At 48.8% G+C, this 16176-nt stretch carries 16 protein-coding genes; 9 read left to right on the plus strand and 7 right to left on the minus strand.

Annotated elements, in window-relative coordinates:
* Positions 1–54: 54 nt before the first annotated feature.
* The 3 genes from purD to FMS18_RS06720 all read left to right on the plus strand — a co-directional run bounded on the left by purD (position 55) and on the right by FMS18_RS06720 (position 2522).
* A complete protein-coding gene (purD, locus tag FMS18_RS06710; RefSeq protein ID WP_163292968.1) occupies positions 55–1326 on the plus strand; it encodes a phosphoribosylamine--glycine ligase in 1272 nt (423 codons plus the stop codon).
* Positions 1323–1814, plus strand: coding sequence for a 5-(carboxyamino)imidazole ribonucleotide mutase (gene purE / locus FMS18_RS06715; protein ID WP_163292969.1), 492 nt, complete (start codon positions 1323–1325; stop codon positions 1812–1814). Before purD ends, purE begins: the two co-directional genes overlap by 4 nt.
* Before the next feature lie 81 nt (positions 1815–1895).
* Entirely contained in the window at positions 1896–2522 is a 627-nt protein-coding gene (locus tag FMS18_RS06720) for a LysE family translocator (protein WP_163292970.1), read from the plus strand.
* A 20-nt stretch (positions 2523–2542) separates the two neighbouring features.
* Here the strand turns inward: FMS18_RS06720 and FMS18_RS06725 are convergent, their stop codons facing one another.
* The 4 genes from FMS18_RS06725 to FMS18_RS06740 all read right to left on the minus strand — a co-directional run bounded on the left by FMS18_RS06725 (position 2543) and on the right by FMS18_RS06740 (position 6148).
* Positions 2543–2908, minus strand: coding sequence for a response regulator transcription factor (locus FMS18_RS06725; protein ID WP_163292971.1), 366 nt, complete (start codon positions 2906–2908; stop codon positions 2543–2545).
* Positions 2909–3005: 97 nt separating this feature from the next.
* Positions 3006–3371, minus strand: a complete 366-nt coding sequence (locus FMS18_RS06730) for an Hpt domain-containing protein (RefSeq protein WP_163292972.1) — start codon at positions 3369–3371, stop codon at positions 3006–3008.
* A 167-nt stretch (positions 3372–3538) separates the two neighbouring features.
* Positions 3539–5437, minus strand: coding sequence for a molecular chaperone HtpG (htpG, locus tag FMS18_RS06735; protein ID WP_163292973.1), 1899 nt, complete (start codon positions 5435–5437; stop codon positions 3539–3541).
* Positions 5438–5542: 105 nt separating this feature from the next.
* Positions 5543–6148 carry a MerR family transcriptional regulator gene (locus FMS18_RS06740; protein ID WP_163292974.1) on the minus strand — a complete coding sequence of 202 codons (606 nt, stop codon included), beginning with the start codon at positions 6146–6148 and terminating at the stop codon, positions 5543–5545.
* 369 nt (positions 6149–6517) lie between these two features.
* Here FMS18_RS06740 and FMS18_RS06745 point away from each other — a divergent pair, with 369 nt between their 5' ends.
* The 6 genes from FMS18_RS06745 (at position 6518) to uvrA (ending at position 14358) form a co-directional block, all read left to right on the plus strand.
* Complete coding sequence (locus FMS18_RS06745; protein ID WP_163292975.1) at positions 6518–7303, plus strand: type III pantothenate kinase; 786 nt, start codon at positions 6518–6520, stop codon at positions 7301–7303.
* 84 nt (positions 7304–7387) lie between these two features.
* Complete coding sequence (gene eno / locus FMS18_RS06750) at positions 7388–8680, plus strand: phosphopyruvate hydratase (RefSeq protein ID WP_163292976.1); 1293 nt, start codon at positions 7388–7390, stop codon at positions 8678–8680.
* A gap of 302 nt (positions 8681–8982) precedes the next feature.
* Positions 8983–9843, plus strand: coding sequence for a bifunctional methylenetetrahydrofolate dehydrogenase/methenyltetrahydrofolate cyclohydrolase FolD (gene folD, locus FMS18_RS06755; protein WP_163292977.1), 861 nt, complete (start codon positions 8983–8985; stop codon positions 9841–9843).
* Between the two features lie 103 nt (positions 9844–9946).
* Positions 9947–10459 carry a hypothetical protein gene (locus FMS18_RS06760; protein ID WP_163292978.1) on the plus strand — a complete coding sequence of 171 codons (513 nt, stop codon included), beginning with the start codon at positions 9947–9949 and terminating at the stop codon, positions 10457–10459.
* A 138-nt stretch (positions 10460–10597) separates the two neighbouring features.
* A complete protein-coding gene (locus tag FMS18_RS06765; protein WP_163292979.1) occupies positions 10598–11422 on the plus strand; it encodes an HD domain-containing phosphohydrolase in 825 nt (274 codons plus the stop codon).
* 191 nt (positions 11423–11613) lie between these two features.
* Entirely contained in the window at positions 11614–14358 is a 2745-nt protein-coding gene (gene uvrA, locus FMS18_RS06770) for an excinuclease ABC subunit UvrA (RefSeq protein WP_163292980.1), read from the plus strand.
* Between the two features lie 42 nt (positions 14359–14400).
* On the opposite strand, the gene FMS18_RS06775 is transcribed toward uvrA, so the two are convergent.
* The 3 genes from FMS18_RS06775 to FMS18_RS06785 are packed head-to-tail and all read right to left on the minus strand — an operon-like array spanning position 14401 to position 16127.
* A complete protein-coding gene (locus FMS18_RS06775) occupies positions 14401–14715 on the minus strand; it encodes an Hpt domain-containing protein (RefSeq protein ID WP_163292981.1) in 315 nt (104 codons plus the stop codon).
* Positions 14716–14774: 59 nt separating this feature from the next.
* A complete protein-coding gene (budA, locus tag FMS18_RS06780; RefSeq protein ID WP_163292982.1) occupies positions 14775–15572 on the minus strand; it encodes an acetolactate decarboxylase in 798 nt (265 codons plus the stop codon).
* Positions 15573–15605: 33 nt separating this feature from the next.
* On the minus strand, positions 15606–16127 hold the full coding sequence (locus FMS18_RS06785) for a chemotaxis protein CheD (protein WP_239060964.1): 522 nt from the start codon (positions 16125–16127) through the stop codon (positions 15606–15608).
* Positions 16128–16176: the final 49 nt, after the last annotated feature.

Below are 16176 nucleotides of genomic sequence, written 5' to 3' on the forward strand. Positions count from 1 at the left end.
GGGGCCATTAATACCCACAGGTCACTTCAGCTCAATCCCAAGAGGAATTATTTCATGAAAATACTTGTTGTAGGTTCAGGCGGAAGAGAACACGCTCTGGCATGGAAAATCAGCCAGAGTCCCAAGGTTTCTGAAATTTTTATCGCACCCGGTAACGGTGGAACCCGTCTGCACGGTACCAATGTGCCCATCAAAGACGACGACCTGCCCGGTCTGGTCAAATTTGCCAAAGAAAACAAGATTGATCTTGTTGTGGCAGGACCGGAACTGCCCCTTGTACTGGGCATTAAGGAAGCCCTTACCAAGGAAGGAATTCCTTGTTTCGGACCCGGCGCATACGCAGCCAATCTTGAAGGCAGCAAAGCCTTTTCCAAGATTACCATGCGTGATTCCGGTGTTCCTACCGCTCCTTTTCAGGTTTTCGACGAGTATGAGCAAGCCAAGAAGTTTGTAGAAGAGCAGGGCGCACCTATCGTGGTTAAGGCGGACGGCCTGGCCGCTGGTAAAGGTGTTGTTGTGGCCGGAACCGTTGAAGAGGCTCTTGAAGCCCTTGACGACATGATGGTCAAAAGAGTTTTCGGCACTGCCGGTGAGCGTGTTGTTGTGGAAGAAGCCCTCAAGGGTGAAGAAGCTTCCTTTCTCGCTTTCTGCGCCGGAGAAGATTACGCACTGCTGCCTTCCGCGCAGGATCACAAAGCCGTGGGTGAAGGCGATACCGGTCCCAATACCGGAGGTATGGGTGCCTACAGCCCGGCCCCTATCCTGCCCCGTGAAAAATATGCCGAAACCGCTGAATTGGTCATCAAGCCCATTCTCAAGCTGCTTGCCGATCGAGGTGAGCCTTTTACCGGTATTCTTTATGCCGGACTCATGTACACTGAAAACGGTCCTTCCGTTCTTGAATACAATGTTCGTTTCGGCGACCCCGAATGTCAGCCGCTCCTGATGCGTCTGGATTGTGATCTGGTCGAAATCATGCTGGCCTGTATTGAGAATCGCCTCCCGGAAGTGGAAGTGAAGCTCAAGGATGAAACCACCCTTTGCGTGGTCATGGCTGCGGGCGGTTATCCTGCTTCTTACGAAAAAGGGGCGGAGATCAGCGGTTTCGAGGAAGCTGAAAAGATTGAAGGCGTCAAGGTCTTTCAGGCCGGGACAAAGTATGAAGAGGGTAAAACATTAACCAGCGGCGGACGTGTGCTGGGTGTTACCGCTCTGGGGGCGGATCTCGGAGCAGCTCAGAAAAAGGCTTACGAAGCTGTTGAAAAACTCAGCTTTGACAAAGCTTATTTCCGTCGCGACATAGGTGACAAGGGTCTTAAAAAATGAGTGCAAAAGTAGCTATTTTCATGGGGTCCATTTCGGATAAGGATACAATGCAGCCTTGTTCCGATCTGCTGACCAAACTTGGTATTCCCCACGTTTTCACTGTTTCCTCTGCCCATCGTACTCCGGAAAGGACTGCGAAACTGGTTAAGGAACTGGAAGATAACGGTTGTGAAATCTTTATCTGCGCCGCTGGTCTTGCCGCGCATCTTGCAGGAGCCGTTGCTGCAAAAACCATCCGTCCTGTTCTCGGCGTACCCATCTGCGGTTCCGCTCTCGGCGGTATGGATGCTCTGCTGGCAACTGTGCAGATGCCTCCGGGATTCCCCGTAGGAACTGTAGCTCTTGATAAGGTCGGTGCAAAAAACTCCGCATGGATGGCCGCTCAGATTCTGGCCCTTCATGACGAAGGAATTGCTGCCCAGATCAGAGAAGCCCGTCAGGGTTTCATTGATTCTGTTGAGAAGGCTGCCGCTGAATTGGAAGCTTAAGTCTCAATGTAGATTGATATCAAAGGCCGTGTTCGATGTTTGTCGGGCACGGCCTTTTTGTTTTTTTGAGAGGTATAATCCATGTCTATTGAATTTTGGTCCGTGTATGTAATGACGGTTTTTCTGGCTTCCATCATTCCGGGACCGAGCATGATTCTGGCTTTGACTCACGGGATTAAATATGGAGCCAGACGGGCAATTGCCACTGCTTTAGGAAATTCCGTTGCTTCGTTTTTACAGGCTGTCGTGTCTATTGCCGGGCTGGGAGCCTTGCTGGCTGCATCAGAAACAGCTTTTATGCTGGTCAAGTATGCCGGGGCGGCTTATCTGGTCTGGCTGGGGATTGGGGTTCTCTTGTCCGGTGATTTTAATTTCGAGGATTCCGGTCACGGAGAAAAGGAAACAATTTCAACCCGAAAGTTGTTTTTGCAGGGTTTCTGGGTCGCAGCCGGGAATCCAAAGGCGATTGTGTTTTTCAGTGCTTTGTTTCCCCAGTTTATCAGTAGCGGGCAGGCATCCATACAGCACTTTGCCATGCTGCTGACTCTGCTTACAGTCATCGCATTCGGGTGTATGATGATTTACGCTTGTGGCGGCGAAAAGATTAAGGGAATTTTAAAGGGAACGGCAATTTGCCGATATATTAATAAAGCCTTGGGAACTGCTTTTGTCGGGCTGGGGATAAGTCTGGCCTGTTCGAAAAGATAGGCTTTTGCGGCAGGCTGAAGTTAGTTCAGCATGGACCGCACTGTACTCAGGAAATCGTTCTGGGTGAACGGTTTAACCAGTGCTTCTCTCGCACCGAGGGCTTTGGCTTGTTTAAGGTATTCAAGACCGGTAAACTCCCCGCCTCCTGAAATAACCAGAATGCTGCATTCCGGCTTCTTCTGTTTCAGTTCCATTATGGTCTGGATGCCGTCCATATTGGGCATGAAAATATCAATGATGACCAGATCCACAGGACTGGATTCAAATAAAGATAAACCTTGCTCTCCATCCAGTGCGGCAAGTGTAGTGACCTCTTCACTTTTGAGGTAATGCTTGAGCAATTCAAGCATCTTAGGGTCGTCATCGACAATCAGGATTGTTTTCATATTACTTAAGTGCTTAAGAGTGTTTTATTATGCCTATCCTAAGCGGAATTAAAAAGGAAGTGGTGTATGTGTTAAGTGTTCAATAAGTGGTTTTGCGTTATAAGTTCAGCTGCTTACTCTCTTTTGGAAGTAATTCTAAAGCCAGTGAGATTTCCTTTTCCAATTGAGGAAGAAGCTTTAGGGTTTCATTGGTATTTTCTTCTGCCGCGACTTTTTCCATGGACCTGCTCAGCGAATAGGCCTGCACTGCCCCAACTGCGCCGCATTCTCCTTTTAAAGTATGGGAGATTGCAGAGGCTTCTTTCAATTTTCCCTGCTCAAGGTGTATCTTGATTTCATCAAGATGTTTTACCGCTTCTTCCGCGAAGATGGCGATTGCTTCTTCCAGCAATTCCAAGTCTCCTGAGAACCTTTTTAGCGCACTTGTCAGGTCAAAGCGTTTAGAATTATCATTTAAGTTCATATATATCTCCAGATTATAGAGCTGGGTTAAATGCCGGACGGTTCTTTTTCTCTGTCGGCTTTTTCTATTTTATCCTATGCGAGGAAAGGGTTCAATACGTTTTGCAAAAAGTAAGAAAGCCCCGGAAACATATGCTCCCGGGGCTTCTTTGGTTGTATGTGCAGCAACTAGTCTTTCTTTTCCAGTTCGGCATACCAGCCACCGGCTTTGGTCAGCAGGCTCTGGATGCGGCCCACAAGGGCGTGGGGGTCGTTCAGGTATCCTTCCAGCAGCAGGGCGGACTCTAAAAGCTGGTTGGAAGAAAGGGCGATGAAATCGTCATCCGGGTTTACCTTGAAGATTTCGAGCATGGAGCGCAGCAGCGGATGATCCGCGTTGATTTCCATGGTTTTAGTGGGGATAGAGCTGTCTTTGTTCATGGCCTTCATGATCTTTTCCATGGAAGAGGTCATGGCTCCGCCGGGGTTGACCAGACGGCAGGGAGAATCGGAAAGACGCTCAGATACTTTTACTTCTGCAACCTGCTCGCCGAGGACTTCCTTCATCTTGGTGATGAGGGCGTCCATGTCTTTTTCCTGTTCTTCGGAAAGCGGTTCCGGTTCATCTTCCTTTTTCGCTGATTCGAATTTGTCCAGCTTTTCAAGGTCGGCGTATTCGGCAGCTACAAAGGTGAATTCTTCGTGTTCACGAATGGATTCCATGACGAATTCATCAATGGGTTCGTAGAGGTAGAGTACCTCGATGTCCTTGTTGCGGAAGATTTCAAGGTGCGGGTTGAGGTTTGCGGCCTCACGGCTGGCAACTACTGAGTAGTAGATTTCCTTCTGCTCTTCCTTGGCACGTTCGATGTAGTCCGCAAAGGATACCAGAGCATTGTCTTCGGCTTTGGAAGAATCAAAGCGAAGCAGCTTGGCGAACTTGTCACGGTTGACGAAGTCCATGTGTCCTGCTTTGAAAATCTTGGAATGGGCCTTCCAGAACTGGGCGTATTTTTCAGTATCGTCTTTGGCCAGTTTTTCCAGCTGTCCCAGAACCTGTTTGGTCAGGGTCGCGCTGATTTTGCCGATGAGCAGGTTGTCCTGCAAGGTTTCGCGGGAAATGTTCAGGGGCAGGTCTTCAGTATCAACCACACCTTTGATGAAGCTCAGGTATTCGGGAAGCAGGTTTTTATTCTGCTTTTCAATGAGTACGCGGCGAACGTAGAGGTCGAGTCCCCAGTTGTCGCGGTCCATGCCGAAAATATCGAGATCTTTTTCCGGGATGAAGAGCAGGGAGTTGAACTGTACCGGGGCATCAACGGAAAAGTGCAGGGTGTTGATGGGCGGCTGCGCATCGTAGGTCAGGAATTTGTAAAATTCTTCATACTGTTCCTGCTTAATCTGGAATTTGGGTTCGCGCCACAGGGCGGAAACTGTGTTGACCCGTTCTCCACCGATCATGATCGGGAAGGATACGAAGTTGGAGTGACGTTTGACGATTTCCTTGAGTTTATCGTCGGAATCAAAACGCTCTGTATTGTCTTCGTTAAGATGAATCTCAATGATGGTTCCGTGATCCATCTCCGCTTCAATTTCACTCATTTCGTAGGCATTTTTGCCGTCGGAAACCCACTGGATTGCAGGTTCATCTTTCTGGAAAGATTTGGTGCGTACCACAACGTGGTCTGAGACCATGAAGATGGAGTAGAAACCTACGCCGAAACGCCCGATGAGAGAGTCAAGGCTTTCCTTGGACTGTGCAGCCTGTTTGACAAATTCAGCAGAGCCGGAATGGGCGATGGTACCGATATTGGCCATGACTTCTTCGCGGGTCATGCCGATTCCGGTATCGGTTACGGTTACGGTCTTTTTTTCTTCGTCATAGGCGATGAAAATTTCAGGTTCCACTTCATCGTCCAGCTCGGGGTTGCTGTTGATGGCGAAACGCATTTTATCGAGAGCGTCGGATGCGTTGGAAACCAGTTCGCGCAGGAAGATTTCGCGGTTGGTGTAGAGAGAGTGGACAAGGATGTCCAGCAGCTGGTTAACTTCAGCTTTGAATTCGAATTTTTCTGTCTGTGCAGTCATTTTAATTCCTCCGTAAACATAAAATTCCTTCCGGCCATACGAGACAGCCGGAAGGTTCTTGATTGTAATTTTCGGTGTCCTTTTTCAAGACGAAAAAGGCCAATTTTATTTAGTTATGTTTTTCAGCTTGTCAAGGAGGAACTTTTCCATTTCCCGGCGGTCTTTGCGCAGCCGGACAAGTTCCGCTTCCATAATGGAAAGCTTTTCCTTAAGTTGTTCATTCTCGCTTTTAATTCCTTCTATGCTTTCATTCTGGGCATTTAGGTCTGCACTGGCTTTATCCATGCAAGCTTTAACATCTTCAGATACTGCTCCGGCAGGCATGCAGGAGAGCATACCCTTGAGTCCTTCGTTAATGGATTTCGCTATTTCAGTTCCCATAGCTGCTGCCAGTTGAATAGCCGGTTCAAGGTTGGTCTGTTGTATTTGAGCGGGAGCGGCAGGCTCGGGATTCTGCGGGTCAATAGTCACATTGACCGGATATTTGCGGGAAAGTTCGGCCATGACATCTTCAGCGGTGTGACCCTGCTTGAGCATGGAAGAAATAATTTTAAAAATTTCAACGGCTTCGGATTTGAACCTTTTCTGCCTGTTTCGGCCTGTGCTGGGTAAGTACTGGGCGAAACGGTTTTTCCAGTAATGGAGGGTTGATTCCGGGACTTCCAGCAGGCGTGAAATTTCTGCAATGGAGAGAAGTTTTTTGTCTGGCACGGCATGCTCCGCATAGGGGTTCAAAGGAAATTCAAACTTTTTTGATGATTATTTTTTTTAATTTTTAATTCCGCTCAAGTCAATAAGCTACCAGATTATTATAAAAATGTTGCATTTCGAACATTTTTGTGTTCACTTTCGATCAGAAAACCATATTGATTCCTTTTTAATAATGGAGTACGCGGTCATCCAAGCAGGTCTTAAAAGACTGCCCGGAAAGAGAAATCAACAATGATTTTTGTTTTTCGAACGGTATATGCAAACAGGGTTTAAGTTGTATCATAAATGTACCGCAATCATGTTTTTAGTTTTTGCGGAATATGGTATTAGATTTCGGAGTAAGAATCCAGCAAGCAGCGGAGTCCACTTTTGAGTTCGGAAACTATTTTACTTTTTGATGTGGGAAATACCAATACTAAAATTGGTTTTTCCACCCGTGATAAAATCGGTCCCTCATTCACCCTGCCTACCGATCCCGGTGGCACTGCTGATTCATGGGGGCTTAAGCTCGTTGAAATCTGCCGGGTTGCCGGATTCTCCAATGAGGACATCATCGGCGGGGCCGTTTCCTCGGTTGTTCCGCCCATGAATCCGATCCTGAAGCGGGCCGTGGAAAGGTTTTTCCCCTGCGAGTTGCGCTTTGCACCGGATTCCATCCCTCTGGACTTGAATAATAAATATGAAAGGCCGTGGGAAGTTGGCGCGGACAGGCTGGTAACCGCTTTTGCGGGTCGCCGGATCAGCGACAGCGAGAATCTCATTGTGGTTGATTTCGGCACTGCCACCACCTTCGACTGTGTGGTGGGCAATGATTACATGGGCGGGCTGATCTGTCCCGGAGTATTGTCCTCCACTAAGGCACTGGCATCCGGGACTGCCAAGCTGCCGCATATTTCTCTCGAGATTGAGTCCGAGACCATCAGGCCGGGCAAGAGTACCGCAGACAGCCTCAATCAGGGGCTTATCTTCGGTTTTGCCGCCATGGTTGAAGGTTTGAGCGAGCGGTTGGGTAAGACTCTCGGCGGGGAGGTTGAGCTCATCGCCACCGGAGGTTTTGCCTCCAAGATAGCTGAAGTCTGCCGGGCTATTGACCATGTGGAACCGACTCTTCTTCTGGACGGGTTGCGCATGGCTTGGTTTGGCAGTGAAAAATAGTTTAGTGTAGGTTTTTTTGCCGGGAAAGTGTCCGGCAGTTCCAAGTAACCGGAAAGTGTTGATTTATTTTTAAGGAGATTTGTCATGAGCACTATCGTAGCAGTCTGGGCGAGAGAAATTCTCGATTCCAGAGGTAACCCCACCGTAGAAGTAGAAGTAGTACTTGAGTCCGGCGCAACAGGCCGCGCAGCCGTTCCTTCCGGAGCATCCACCGGTACCCGTGAAGCCCTTGAACTGCGTGACGGCGACAAAGACCGTTACATGGGTAAAGGCGTACAGGTTGCTGTTGCCAATATTCGTGAAGAAATCGCTGAAGCTCTCGTCGGTCAGGATGCCCTGCGTCAGGTTACCATTGATAACCTGCTTATCGAACTGGACGGTACTGAGAACAAAGACCGTCTCGGTGCAAACGCAATGCTCGGCGTATCCATGGCCGTTGCCCGCGCTGGCGCAAATCTGCTCGGCATTCCTCTTTACCAGTATCTCGGCGGTGTAAACGGTAAGCTTCTGCCCGTGCCCATGATGAACATCATCAACGGTGGCGAGCACGCACCCAACAACCTCGATATTCAGGAATTCATGATCATGCCCATCGGTGCTGAGACCTTCGCTGAAGCTCTGCGCATGGGTGCTGAAATTTTCCACACCCTGAAAGGTCTGCTGGCTGCCGACGGCCACAACACCGCAGTTGGTGACGAAGGTGGCTTCGCGCCCAACCTCGAATCTCACGCACAGGCTTTCGAATACATCATGAAAGCTATTGAAAAAGCAGGTTACCGCCCCGGAGCTGACGTAGCACTTGCTATCGACGCTGCTGCTTCCGAATTCTACAAAGACGGCAAGTACGTTCTGGCCGGTGAAGGTAAAGAATTCGATGCTCAGGGCATGATTGATTTCTACGCTGATTTCGTAGAGCGTTTCCCGCTTATCTCCATTGAAGATGGTCTTGCAGAAGGCGACTGGGAAGGCTGGGTAAAAATGACCGAAGATCTCGGCGAACAAATCCAGCTCGTAGGTGACGACCTGTTCGTAACCAACCCTGATATCCTTGCTGAAGGTATCGAGCGCGGTGCTTGTAACTCCATTCTGATCAAGCTGAACCAGATCGGTACCCTTACCGAAACCCTCGACACCATGGAACTCGCTAAAACAGCAAGCTACACCAATGTTGTCTCCCACCGTTCCGGTGAAACCAGCGATCACTTCATCGCTGACCTCGCAGTAGGTCTCAACGCAGGCCAGATCAAGACCGGTTCCCTGTGCCGTTCCGACCGTCTTGCCAAGTACAACCAGCTGCTGCGCATCGAGGAAGACCTCGAAGATGATGGCATCTACTACGGTCCCGCTCTGAAGGAAGCTTTCTTCGGCGAAGACTAGAAAATATTGCCTCCGGCGGCTGGGGAAGGGAAACTTTTGCAAAAGTTTCCCTTCCCCAGACCCCATCCCTTCAAAAACTTTTAGCGGGCTTTCGCTCAGGATTATGGGCAAGTGTTTATAGTATATAATTATTGCGATTCCGCTAAACCGTTAGGGATTTAGTTTTTAAAGGCGGTAGTTTTGGCTTTTATTTAGCTGAAGCTGCCGCCTTGTTTGTTGATGGGCTATTGTCTTCTTGCCAGTGGGAGAAAATTACAATATGCATTTTTCACCCACAGGCCTTAAACAGCGGAGAAATTTCAATGCAGATTTTGAATGGTAAAGAAACAGCCCTTACTATTCGTGAAGAGCTGAAAGTAGAGATAGACGGACTTAAAGAAAAACATGGTCGTGCGCCCGGTCTGGCCGTTATTCTGGTCGGCGAGGACCCCGCATCTCAGGTTTACGTGCGCAACAAGGAAATCGCCTGCGAAAAAGCTGGAATCGTTTCCACTGCCCACCGTATTGATGCGTCTGTTTCTCAGGAAGATCTTGAAGGACTGATCCAGAAGCTTAATGCTGATGACACCATCGACGGTATCCTCTTGCAGTTGCCCCTTCCCAAGGGATTGGACAGCCAGCGTTGCCTCGAACTCATTGATCCCGGCAAGGATGTGGATGGTTTCCATCCCATGAACGTAGGCAAGCTCATGCTCGGGTTGCCCGGTTTTCGTTCCTGCACCCCCGCAGGTATCATGACCCTGCTGGAACGCTACAACCTGCCCACTTCCGGCAAGAAAGCCGTAGTGGTAGGACGTTCCAACATCGTAGGTAAACCTCTTGCCATGATGCTCATGCAGTACGGTGATTTCGCAAACGCCACCGTAACTGTTTGTCATTCCCGCACCGACAACCTCGCCGAGGAAGTCAAAGCAGCAGATTTTGTTTTCGCCGCCATCGGCATTGCCAAGTTCATCAAGAAGGACATGGTTAAGAAAGGCGCAGTAGTAATTGACGTAGGTATCAACCGCACAGACGAAGGTCTGGTCGGTGACTGCGATTACGCCGCCCTCGAAGACGTGGCATCCGCCATGACCCCGGTTCCCGGCGGAGTCGGACCCATGACCATTGCCCAGCTTCTGATCAACACCGTACAGGCTTACAAGGAGCATGTCGGGGCTTAATTAGATCAGCTAATAAGCTTTCCAAAATAAACGGGCCGTTGTATATTGCAACGGCCCGTTTGTTTTTTGTAAGCATCATCTTTAAATCTAAGGGATTCCCCAAATGTCGAACTCCGTCAAAAACGCTTTCATTCCTGCTTTTCTCTTGCTTTGCACTCTCTGCGCAGCATTTCTTTTTCCTGTAAATTTGTATGCCGAAGGCGGCATCGATCCTGCCGATCCCATGGTCAGGGTGACCTCACCCAAAACCGACCTGGATGTAGAGGCGGTTTTGGCGGCGGTGAGTAAGGATGTCAGCAAAGATACAGGCATCAAAGAGTCATTCATCACCTACTACTGGCAGACCTTTGATGCTGTTGTGTATGAAGGTAAAAGCAGCACTAAACCGCTTTTTGTGGACCTCTACGTGCCGGGTTTCTTTGATGACGATAAAGTAAAGGGCATGATGAACGCCATTGCGGATGCATTGGTAGAGCATGCCAAGGCCGAACGTAAATGGATATTCATCCATACCCATTTTCCCCTTCCGGGGCAGGTCTACATTGGCGGCGGAGTTGCCCAGTGGGATACTTATCGGGGGGAGAAGGTTGAGAAGGATGGGGGCGCGGCTGAGTAGATTTTGAATTATTCCATCAGAATAATTTGCTCAAATCCACCTAACTAATCCGTTTTTATCCCCTCTGGAACTTTCCATCACTTCAGTATAAAAAGGAAGACACTCAGTCTTGTTGTACCCTAAACCACGGATCGCTTCATGAAAGGACTTACCGAATTGCTGACCTGCATTCAGGAAATTTCCGGCGGAAATTACTCCAACGACATCATGCATCTGACCACTGAGGGGTTTGATCCTTATGTGCGGGAACTGGCTGAGTCCGTGGGGTTGATGATGGTCCGCATTGAGGCCCGTGAGTTTGCGCTTGAACAGGCTAATCAGGATCTTAAGTGTAATATAGTAGCAACCATCAAAGCTGTGGCCCGTGGACTGAGTCTGCGTGATCCGTATACCCGCGGTCATGCTGAACGGGTGGGACTTTACTGCGAACGTCTGGCCCGGCGCATGGACCTTCCCGAAGATGAAATTTGGACTATGCACGTGGCCGGAACTCTGCATGATATAGGCAAGATCGGGTTCAGTGATCGTTTGATTCAGAATGTGGATACCAAGGTGGATGCCGACATGCTGGCAGAGATCAAGCAGCATCCGGAATGGGGATTCAAAATGCTGCGCGGGCTGGAGTTTCTCGGCCTTGCCCTAGAATACGTACGCTCTCATCATGAACGGCTGGACGGAACCGGATATCCTAACGGCTTGCAGGGCAATGAAATCAAAACCGGATCACGCATTCTTTCTATTGCCGATGTCTTTGATGCGATAACCACGACCCGTACCTACCAAGAGGCCATGGACCTCGATAAAGCATTTTCCATTCTGCGCAAACTGGCAGGACCTTCCCTTGACCCGGAACTGGTAGAGCTGTTCATTGCTGAGATTGAAGAGCACGGCCTTGAAGATGTGGAAGATGATTTTAGCACCTGCCCCATGCCGAAATGTGAATCATCCAATGCTGATACTTAAAAATAATTAATAATCGTTCCTGATAAGCTTGCCTTCTTTCTGAAAATGCTTATTCTCTCCCTTCGTTGAAATTTTCTGCAACTATCCGCATAACACGGCGAAGCCATATTAAAAATTTTTGAAGAGTCCAGAGAAACTTTTTTCAAAAAGTTTCTTTGGCCCTCGGAGAGCCGCCGGAGGCATCTTAATACATGAAAAAATCTATCCATATTGAAGGTGCGCGTCAGCACAACCTCAAAAATTTAACCCTTGATATTCCACGTGACCAGCTGGTTGTGGTTTGCGGTCCTTCAGGGTCCGGTAAATCTACCTTGTCCTTCGACATTGTCTACGCTGAAGGGCAGCGCCGCTACGTGGAATCCCTTTCCGCATATGCAAGGCAATTCCTGCCGCAGCTGGACAAACCAAAGGTGGACAAGATCGAGGGTCTTTCCCCGGCTATTTCGCTGGAACAGCAATCAACTTCGCGCAACCCCCGTTCAACCGTGGGTACGGTGACCGAGATTTATGACTTTTTGCGTGTGTTCTTTGCAAGACTGGGCAAATTTCACTGTCCTGAATGCGGCATTCCCATTGCGGCCCAGACTTCCGATGAGATTTTGGACCGGATTATGGCCCTTGGTGAAGGTACTAAATTCATGCTGATGGCCCCGTTGGTGGACCATCAGAAAGGGACCCATAAGGACCTGTTCAAAAAGCTGAAGAAAGAAGGATTCGTGCGTGCCCGTGTGGACGGACAGGTCTATACTATAGATGATGTGCCGGAACTCGAGAAAAATAAGAAGCACAATATTGATCTGGTCGTGGACCGTCTGGTCATTAAAGGCGACATGAAAAAGCGTCTGGGCGATTCCCTTGAACTTGCCCTGCGTTACGGGGACGAATCCATCGTGGTTTCCATTATCGGCGGCGATGATGTCTACCTCTCCACCATGTCCACATGCCCGTCATGTAAGATCAGTATGCCCAAACTTTCTCCGCAGCTGTTTTCATTCAACAGTCCGCAGGGTGCCTGTACACTCTGCTCCGGTCTCGGCAGTGTGGATTATTACGAACCGGAACTGCTGGCCCCCAACAAAGGTCTTTCCCTGAAAACCGGGGCGGTCATTCCGTGGAAATCCCCAAAAATGTTCGAACGTTACGAACTTGATTTCAAGCAGCTGGGCAAAAAATACGGCTTTAAGGTCGATACCCCGCTGGCTGATTTTTCCGCAGCCGCACATAAAGCACTTTTCTATGGCGATAAGGAACTTGGCTGGGAAGGCGTGGTCGATCTGCTTGAGGTAGGCCACAATCTCGGGCGCATCTGGCGTGATGAGCTTTCCCGCTTTCGCCAGTCAAGACCATGCCCGGCCTGTGAGGGAGCAAGGTTGCGTCCCGAGTCATTAGCAGTAAAAGTGAACTCTGTTTCAGTTTTTGAATTCTGCTCCATGTCCATCAAACGGGCACTGGATTGGCTGGAAGATCTGGAGTTTACCGGACATGAATTGCTCATTGCCGAACCGTTGTTGAAAGAATTAACCCACCGTCTTGGATTTATGGTCAATGTAGGGCTTGATTACCTGAACCTTGGCCGGAACATGGCTACTTTGTCCGGTGGTGAAGCACAGCGAATCAGATTGGCCGGACAGCTCGGTTCCGGGTTGGTGGGCGTTACTTACGTGCTGGATGAACCATCTATCGGACTGCATCCGCGCGATAACGAGAGACTGATTAAAACCCTACGTTCCTTGCAGTCCCGTGGCAATACCGTGCTGGTGGTGGAGCATGATGAATCCACCATCCGTAGCGCAGACCATGTTATCGAAATCGGTCCCGGTTCGGGTATGCTTGGAGGGGAGATTGTCTTTCAGGGCAGTGTGAAAAAGCTGCTTGGCAAGGCCCAGACCCTGACCGCCAAATATTTGCGTGGTGAGCTTTCTTTGGACAAGCCCGAAGAGCGGCGGGTGCCCACGGACTGGATCAAGATGAAAGGTGTTAAGACTAATAACCTCAAGAATCTTGATGTGGATATTCCGCTGGGCGTACTCTGCTGTTTTACCGGAGTTTCCGGTTCGGGTAAAAGCTCGCTGGTGGTGGACTCCATGTACAAGCACATAGCATTGTCTCGTGGGGTGAAGGTGGACCAGCCCGGACGCATCTCCGGTATTGACGGCATTGAGAAGATTGAAAAAGTCATCTCCATTGACCAGTCGCCCATCGGCAGGACTCCGCGTTCCAACCCGGCTACCTATACCAAAATTTTCGATGAAATCCGAAAAATCTTCTGCGCAACCAAGGAAGCTAAAAAACGAGGCTACAAGCCCGGACGTTTCAGTTTTAACGTACGTGGAGGTCGCTGTGAAGCCTGTCGCGGAGACGGACAGATCAGGGTGGAGATGCACTTTCTGCCCGATGTTTATGTTACCTGTGATGTCTGCAAGGGCAAACGGTATAACAGTCAGACTTTGGAAGTTGATTACAAGGGTAAGAATATCGCGGAAGTGCTGGATATGACCGTGCGCCAGTCCAAGGCCTTTTTCGAGAATCACCCTACGCTCAAACGCAGACTGGAAGTACTGGAACAGGTCGGCCTTGAATATGTGCAACTGGGCCAGCCGGCCACTACCCTTTCCGGCGGAGAAGCACAGCGCATCAAGATTTCCCGTGAACTCGGCAAACGCAGCCTGCCCGGTACCCTGTACATCCTTGATGAGCCGACAACCGGTCTGCATATGCACGAGGTGGGTAAACTGATCAAGGTTCTGCAACAGCTGGTGGAAAAGGGAGCCACGGTCGTCGTCATCGAGCATAATACCGATGTGATCCGTGCTTCTGATTATGTTTTTGACTTGGGGCCCGGTGGCGGGGAGTCCGGCGGGCAAATTGTGGCACAGGGAACACCTGAAGAAATTATTGCCAATCCGGATTCGGTTACCGGAGAGTTTCTCATTTAACAACAAGGCCGTACAGAGTTAAACTCGTACGGCCTTGTTATTTTATTCATCCATTTCAATGAATTCTATGTCGATATGGGTCAGGAAATGCCTGATTTCGGCAGTATAGTCCGGGACATCGGACATATCTTCATCCACAGCCTTGTCTTCAATAAGGGTTCCGAGACGGGTCAATTCATCAAGACCGTAAGAAGATCCGGTCCCTTTCAGGCGATGGCCCAGCAGTCTGATGATTTCAAAATTTTCCTGGGTAACAGCCTCTTCAAGTTCAACAAGCTCTTTTTGTCTGATTTCCAGATAGCGGCCCATTATGGCTTCAAGGTCTTCATCTACCTGCACTAGAATTCGTTCACTCATACTTCTCTCCCGGACGAAATTATTCAGTTACAAAGGGAATTGTTGAATTTTGAGTAATATTACTTCTTCTCAGAATCTTTTTCCACTTCTTTTAATTCTTTTTGTCTGTCTTTTTCAAATCTGGAGTCGAGAAAGCTTCTGGTCTCGGGAAGTTGAAGTTTAAATTGGCTGTATGTCCCTACTTTGGCAGCCATATTTTTGAATATGCAATTGAGTACATGACCACCGCTGGTGCGCTCTTTGTTTATAAAATGCCAGTGAAATCCCGGAACCCCGATTCCTTTGACGTAGGAAGGACTTTTTATGCCGATCATGGTTCCTTCAATTTCTTTAAATCCAAAAATACTCTGATTTTTGACCACTTCTTTCAACGGCGGGTATGGTTTTTCCTGGGCCGGAACACTGCGGGTGCGCATTTTACGGAACTTGCCGTCAATACGGATTACATAAAAAATATTTTCAGAACCAAGGGCATTTGAAATTTTGCTGTTCAACTCTTCCAGAGATTTTACGGAATCAAGCTTGATTATTTTATCTGTTTTGAACAACGCCGCAGCAGCAAATGGAGTGCGTTCGTTATCGTCCATTTTTATGGCCTCACCTCGGGCATCGACCTTGTAAACAACTCCGTCGAGGAAAACCATTTCTCCATCCAGCCGGTTAAATGTCCCCAACCCGGTATCGCCGTGTTCTTTTAAATCGGCAATGGTCAGTTCTCCATCATAATTGCCTGCAAGCAGGGAATCAATGATCGAGTATTGATAGATAGTGTTGCCTGCTGCGGAGAGGCCGGGCAAACAGAAAATAAAAATGGCGAACAGAATAAGAGCGGAAGAGAGCTTATTAGTGAATTTCATTATATTCTTGCAGATTATGGCCGTTTAGAGGGGCTAAAACATCTTTTTTTCAAGCCTTTTGATCCAGACATCCCCGGTGTAGGTGGAAAAAAGCAGCTTTCTGCCCACGTTTCCGCCCACGTCCATGGTAAGAGGCTTGAGCCCTTTTGCTTTCAGGTTTTCCATGGCGGCATCAATATTTCTGTTGCCGATCCCCAGTGCGCATGACGGTCTTACCTGAGAATAAGTCAAGCCGGTTGCTCCACCGAACAGTTTGACTTCAAGCTCGTTCTTTCTGACCCCCAGACGCCTCATACTCTTTAGCAAATGGTCTACTGCTGTGTCCACATATCTGCAAATCTGGAGTGACGGCTCGTTTACATCTTTTATTTCTGAACGGGAAGGCAGGAAAGCATGGCAGATAACCCCTTGCCTTGTACGGGGGGAGAACATGGATATGGCCACGCAAGAGCCAAGCACAGTAGAAACTATGGTCGGTTTTACGCCGATATATGCGTCACCGGTATGCAGAAACACACGGCGTATATCAGATTCACTTTGCGGCATTTTGTTCATTTAATTTACAGATTAGATGTGTCTAAGAATGTTGTGATAATATATCACT

Source organism: Desulfovibrio sp. JC022, from assembly GCF_010470665.1.
Lineage (GTDB): Bacteria > Desulfobacterota > Desulfovibrionia > Desulfovibrionales > Desulfovibrionaceae > Maridesulfovibrio.

Excerpts from the sequence above, each read along its gene's own strand:
- purD (WP_163292968.1), top strand. The coding sequence starts at position 55 with ATGAAAATACTTGTTGTAGGTTCAGGCGGAAGAGAACACGCTCTGGCA.
- purE (WP_163292969.1), top strand. The coding sequence starts at position 1,323 with ATGAGTGCAAAAGTAGCTATTTTCATGGGGTCCATTTCGGATAAGGAT.
- FMS18_RS06720 (WP_163292970.1), top strand. The coding sequence starts at position 1,896 with ATGTCTATTGAATTTTGGTCCGTGTATGTAATGACGGTTTTTCTGGCT.
- FMS18_RS06725 (WP_163292971.1), bottom strand. The coding sequence starts at position 2,908 with ATGAAAACAATCCTGATTGTCGATGACGACCCTAAGATGCTTGAATTG.
- FMS18_RS06730 (WP_163292972.1), bottom strand. The coding sequence starts at position 3,371 with ATGAACTTAAATGATAATTCTAAACGCTTTGACCTGACAAGTGCGCTA.
- htpG (WP_163292973.1), bottom strand. The coding sequence starts at position 5,437 with ATGACTGCACAGACAGAAAAATTCGAATTCAAAGCTGAAGTTAACCAG.
- eno (WP_163292976.1), top strand. The coding sequence starts at position 7,388 with ATGAGCACTATCGTAGCAGTCTGGGCGAGAGAAATTCTCGATTCCAGA.
- folD (WP_163292977.1), top strand. The coding sequence starts at position 8,983 with ATGCAGATTTTGAATGGTAAAGAAACAGCCCTTACTATTCGTGAAGAG.
- FMS18_RS06760 (WP_163292978.1), top strand. The coding sequence starts at position 9,947 with ATGTCGAACTCCGTCAAAAACGCTTTCATTCCTGCTTTTCTCTTGCTT.
- FMS18_RS06765 (WP_163292979.1), top strand. The coding sequence starts at position 10,598 with ATGAAAGGACTTACCGAATTGCTGACCTGCATTCAGGAAATTTCCGGC.
- uvrA (WP_163292980.1), top strand. The coding sequence starts at position 11,614 with ATGAAAAAATCTATCCATATTGAAGGTGCGCGTCAGCACAACCTCAAA.
- FMS18_RS06775 (WP_163292981.1), bottom strand. The coding sequence starts at position 14,715 with ATGAGTGAACGAATTCTAGTGCAGGTAGATGAAGACCTTGAAGCCATA.
- budA (WP_163292982.1), bottom strand. The coding sequence starts at position 15,572 with ATGAAATTCACTAATAAGCTCTCTTCCGCTCTTATTCTGTTCGCCATT.
- FMS18_RS06785 (WP_239060964.1), bottom strand. The coding sequence starts at position 16,127 with ATGAACAAAATGCCGCAAAGTGAATCTGATATACGCCGTGTGTTTCTG.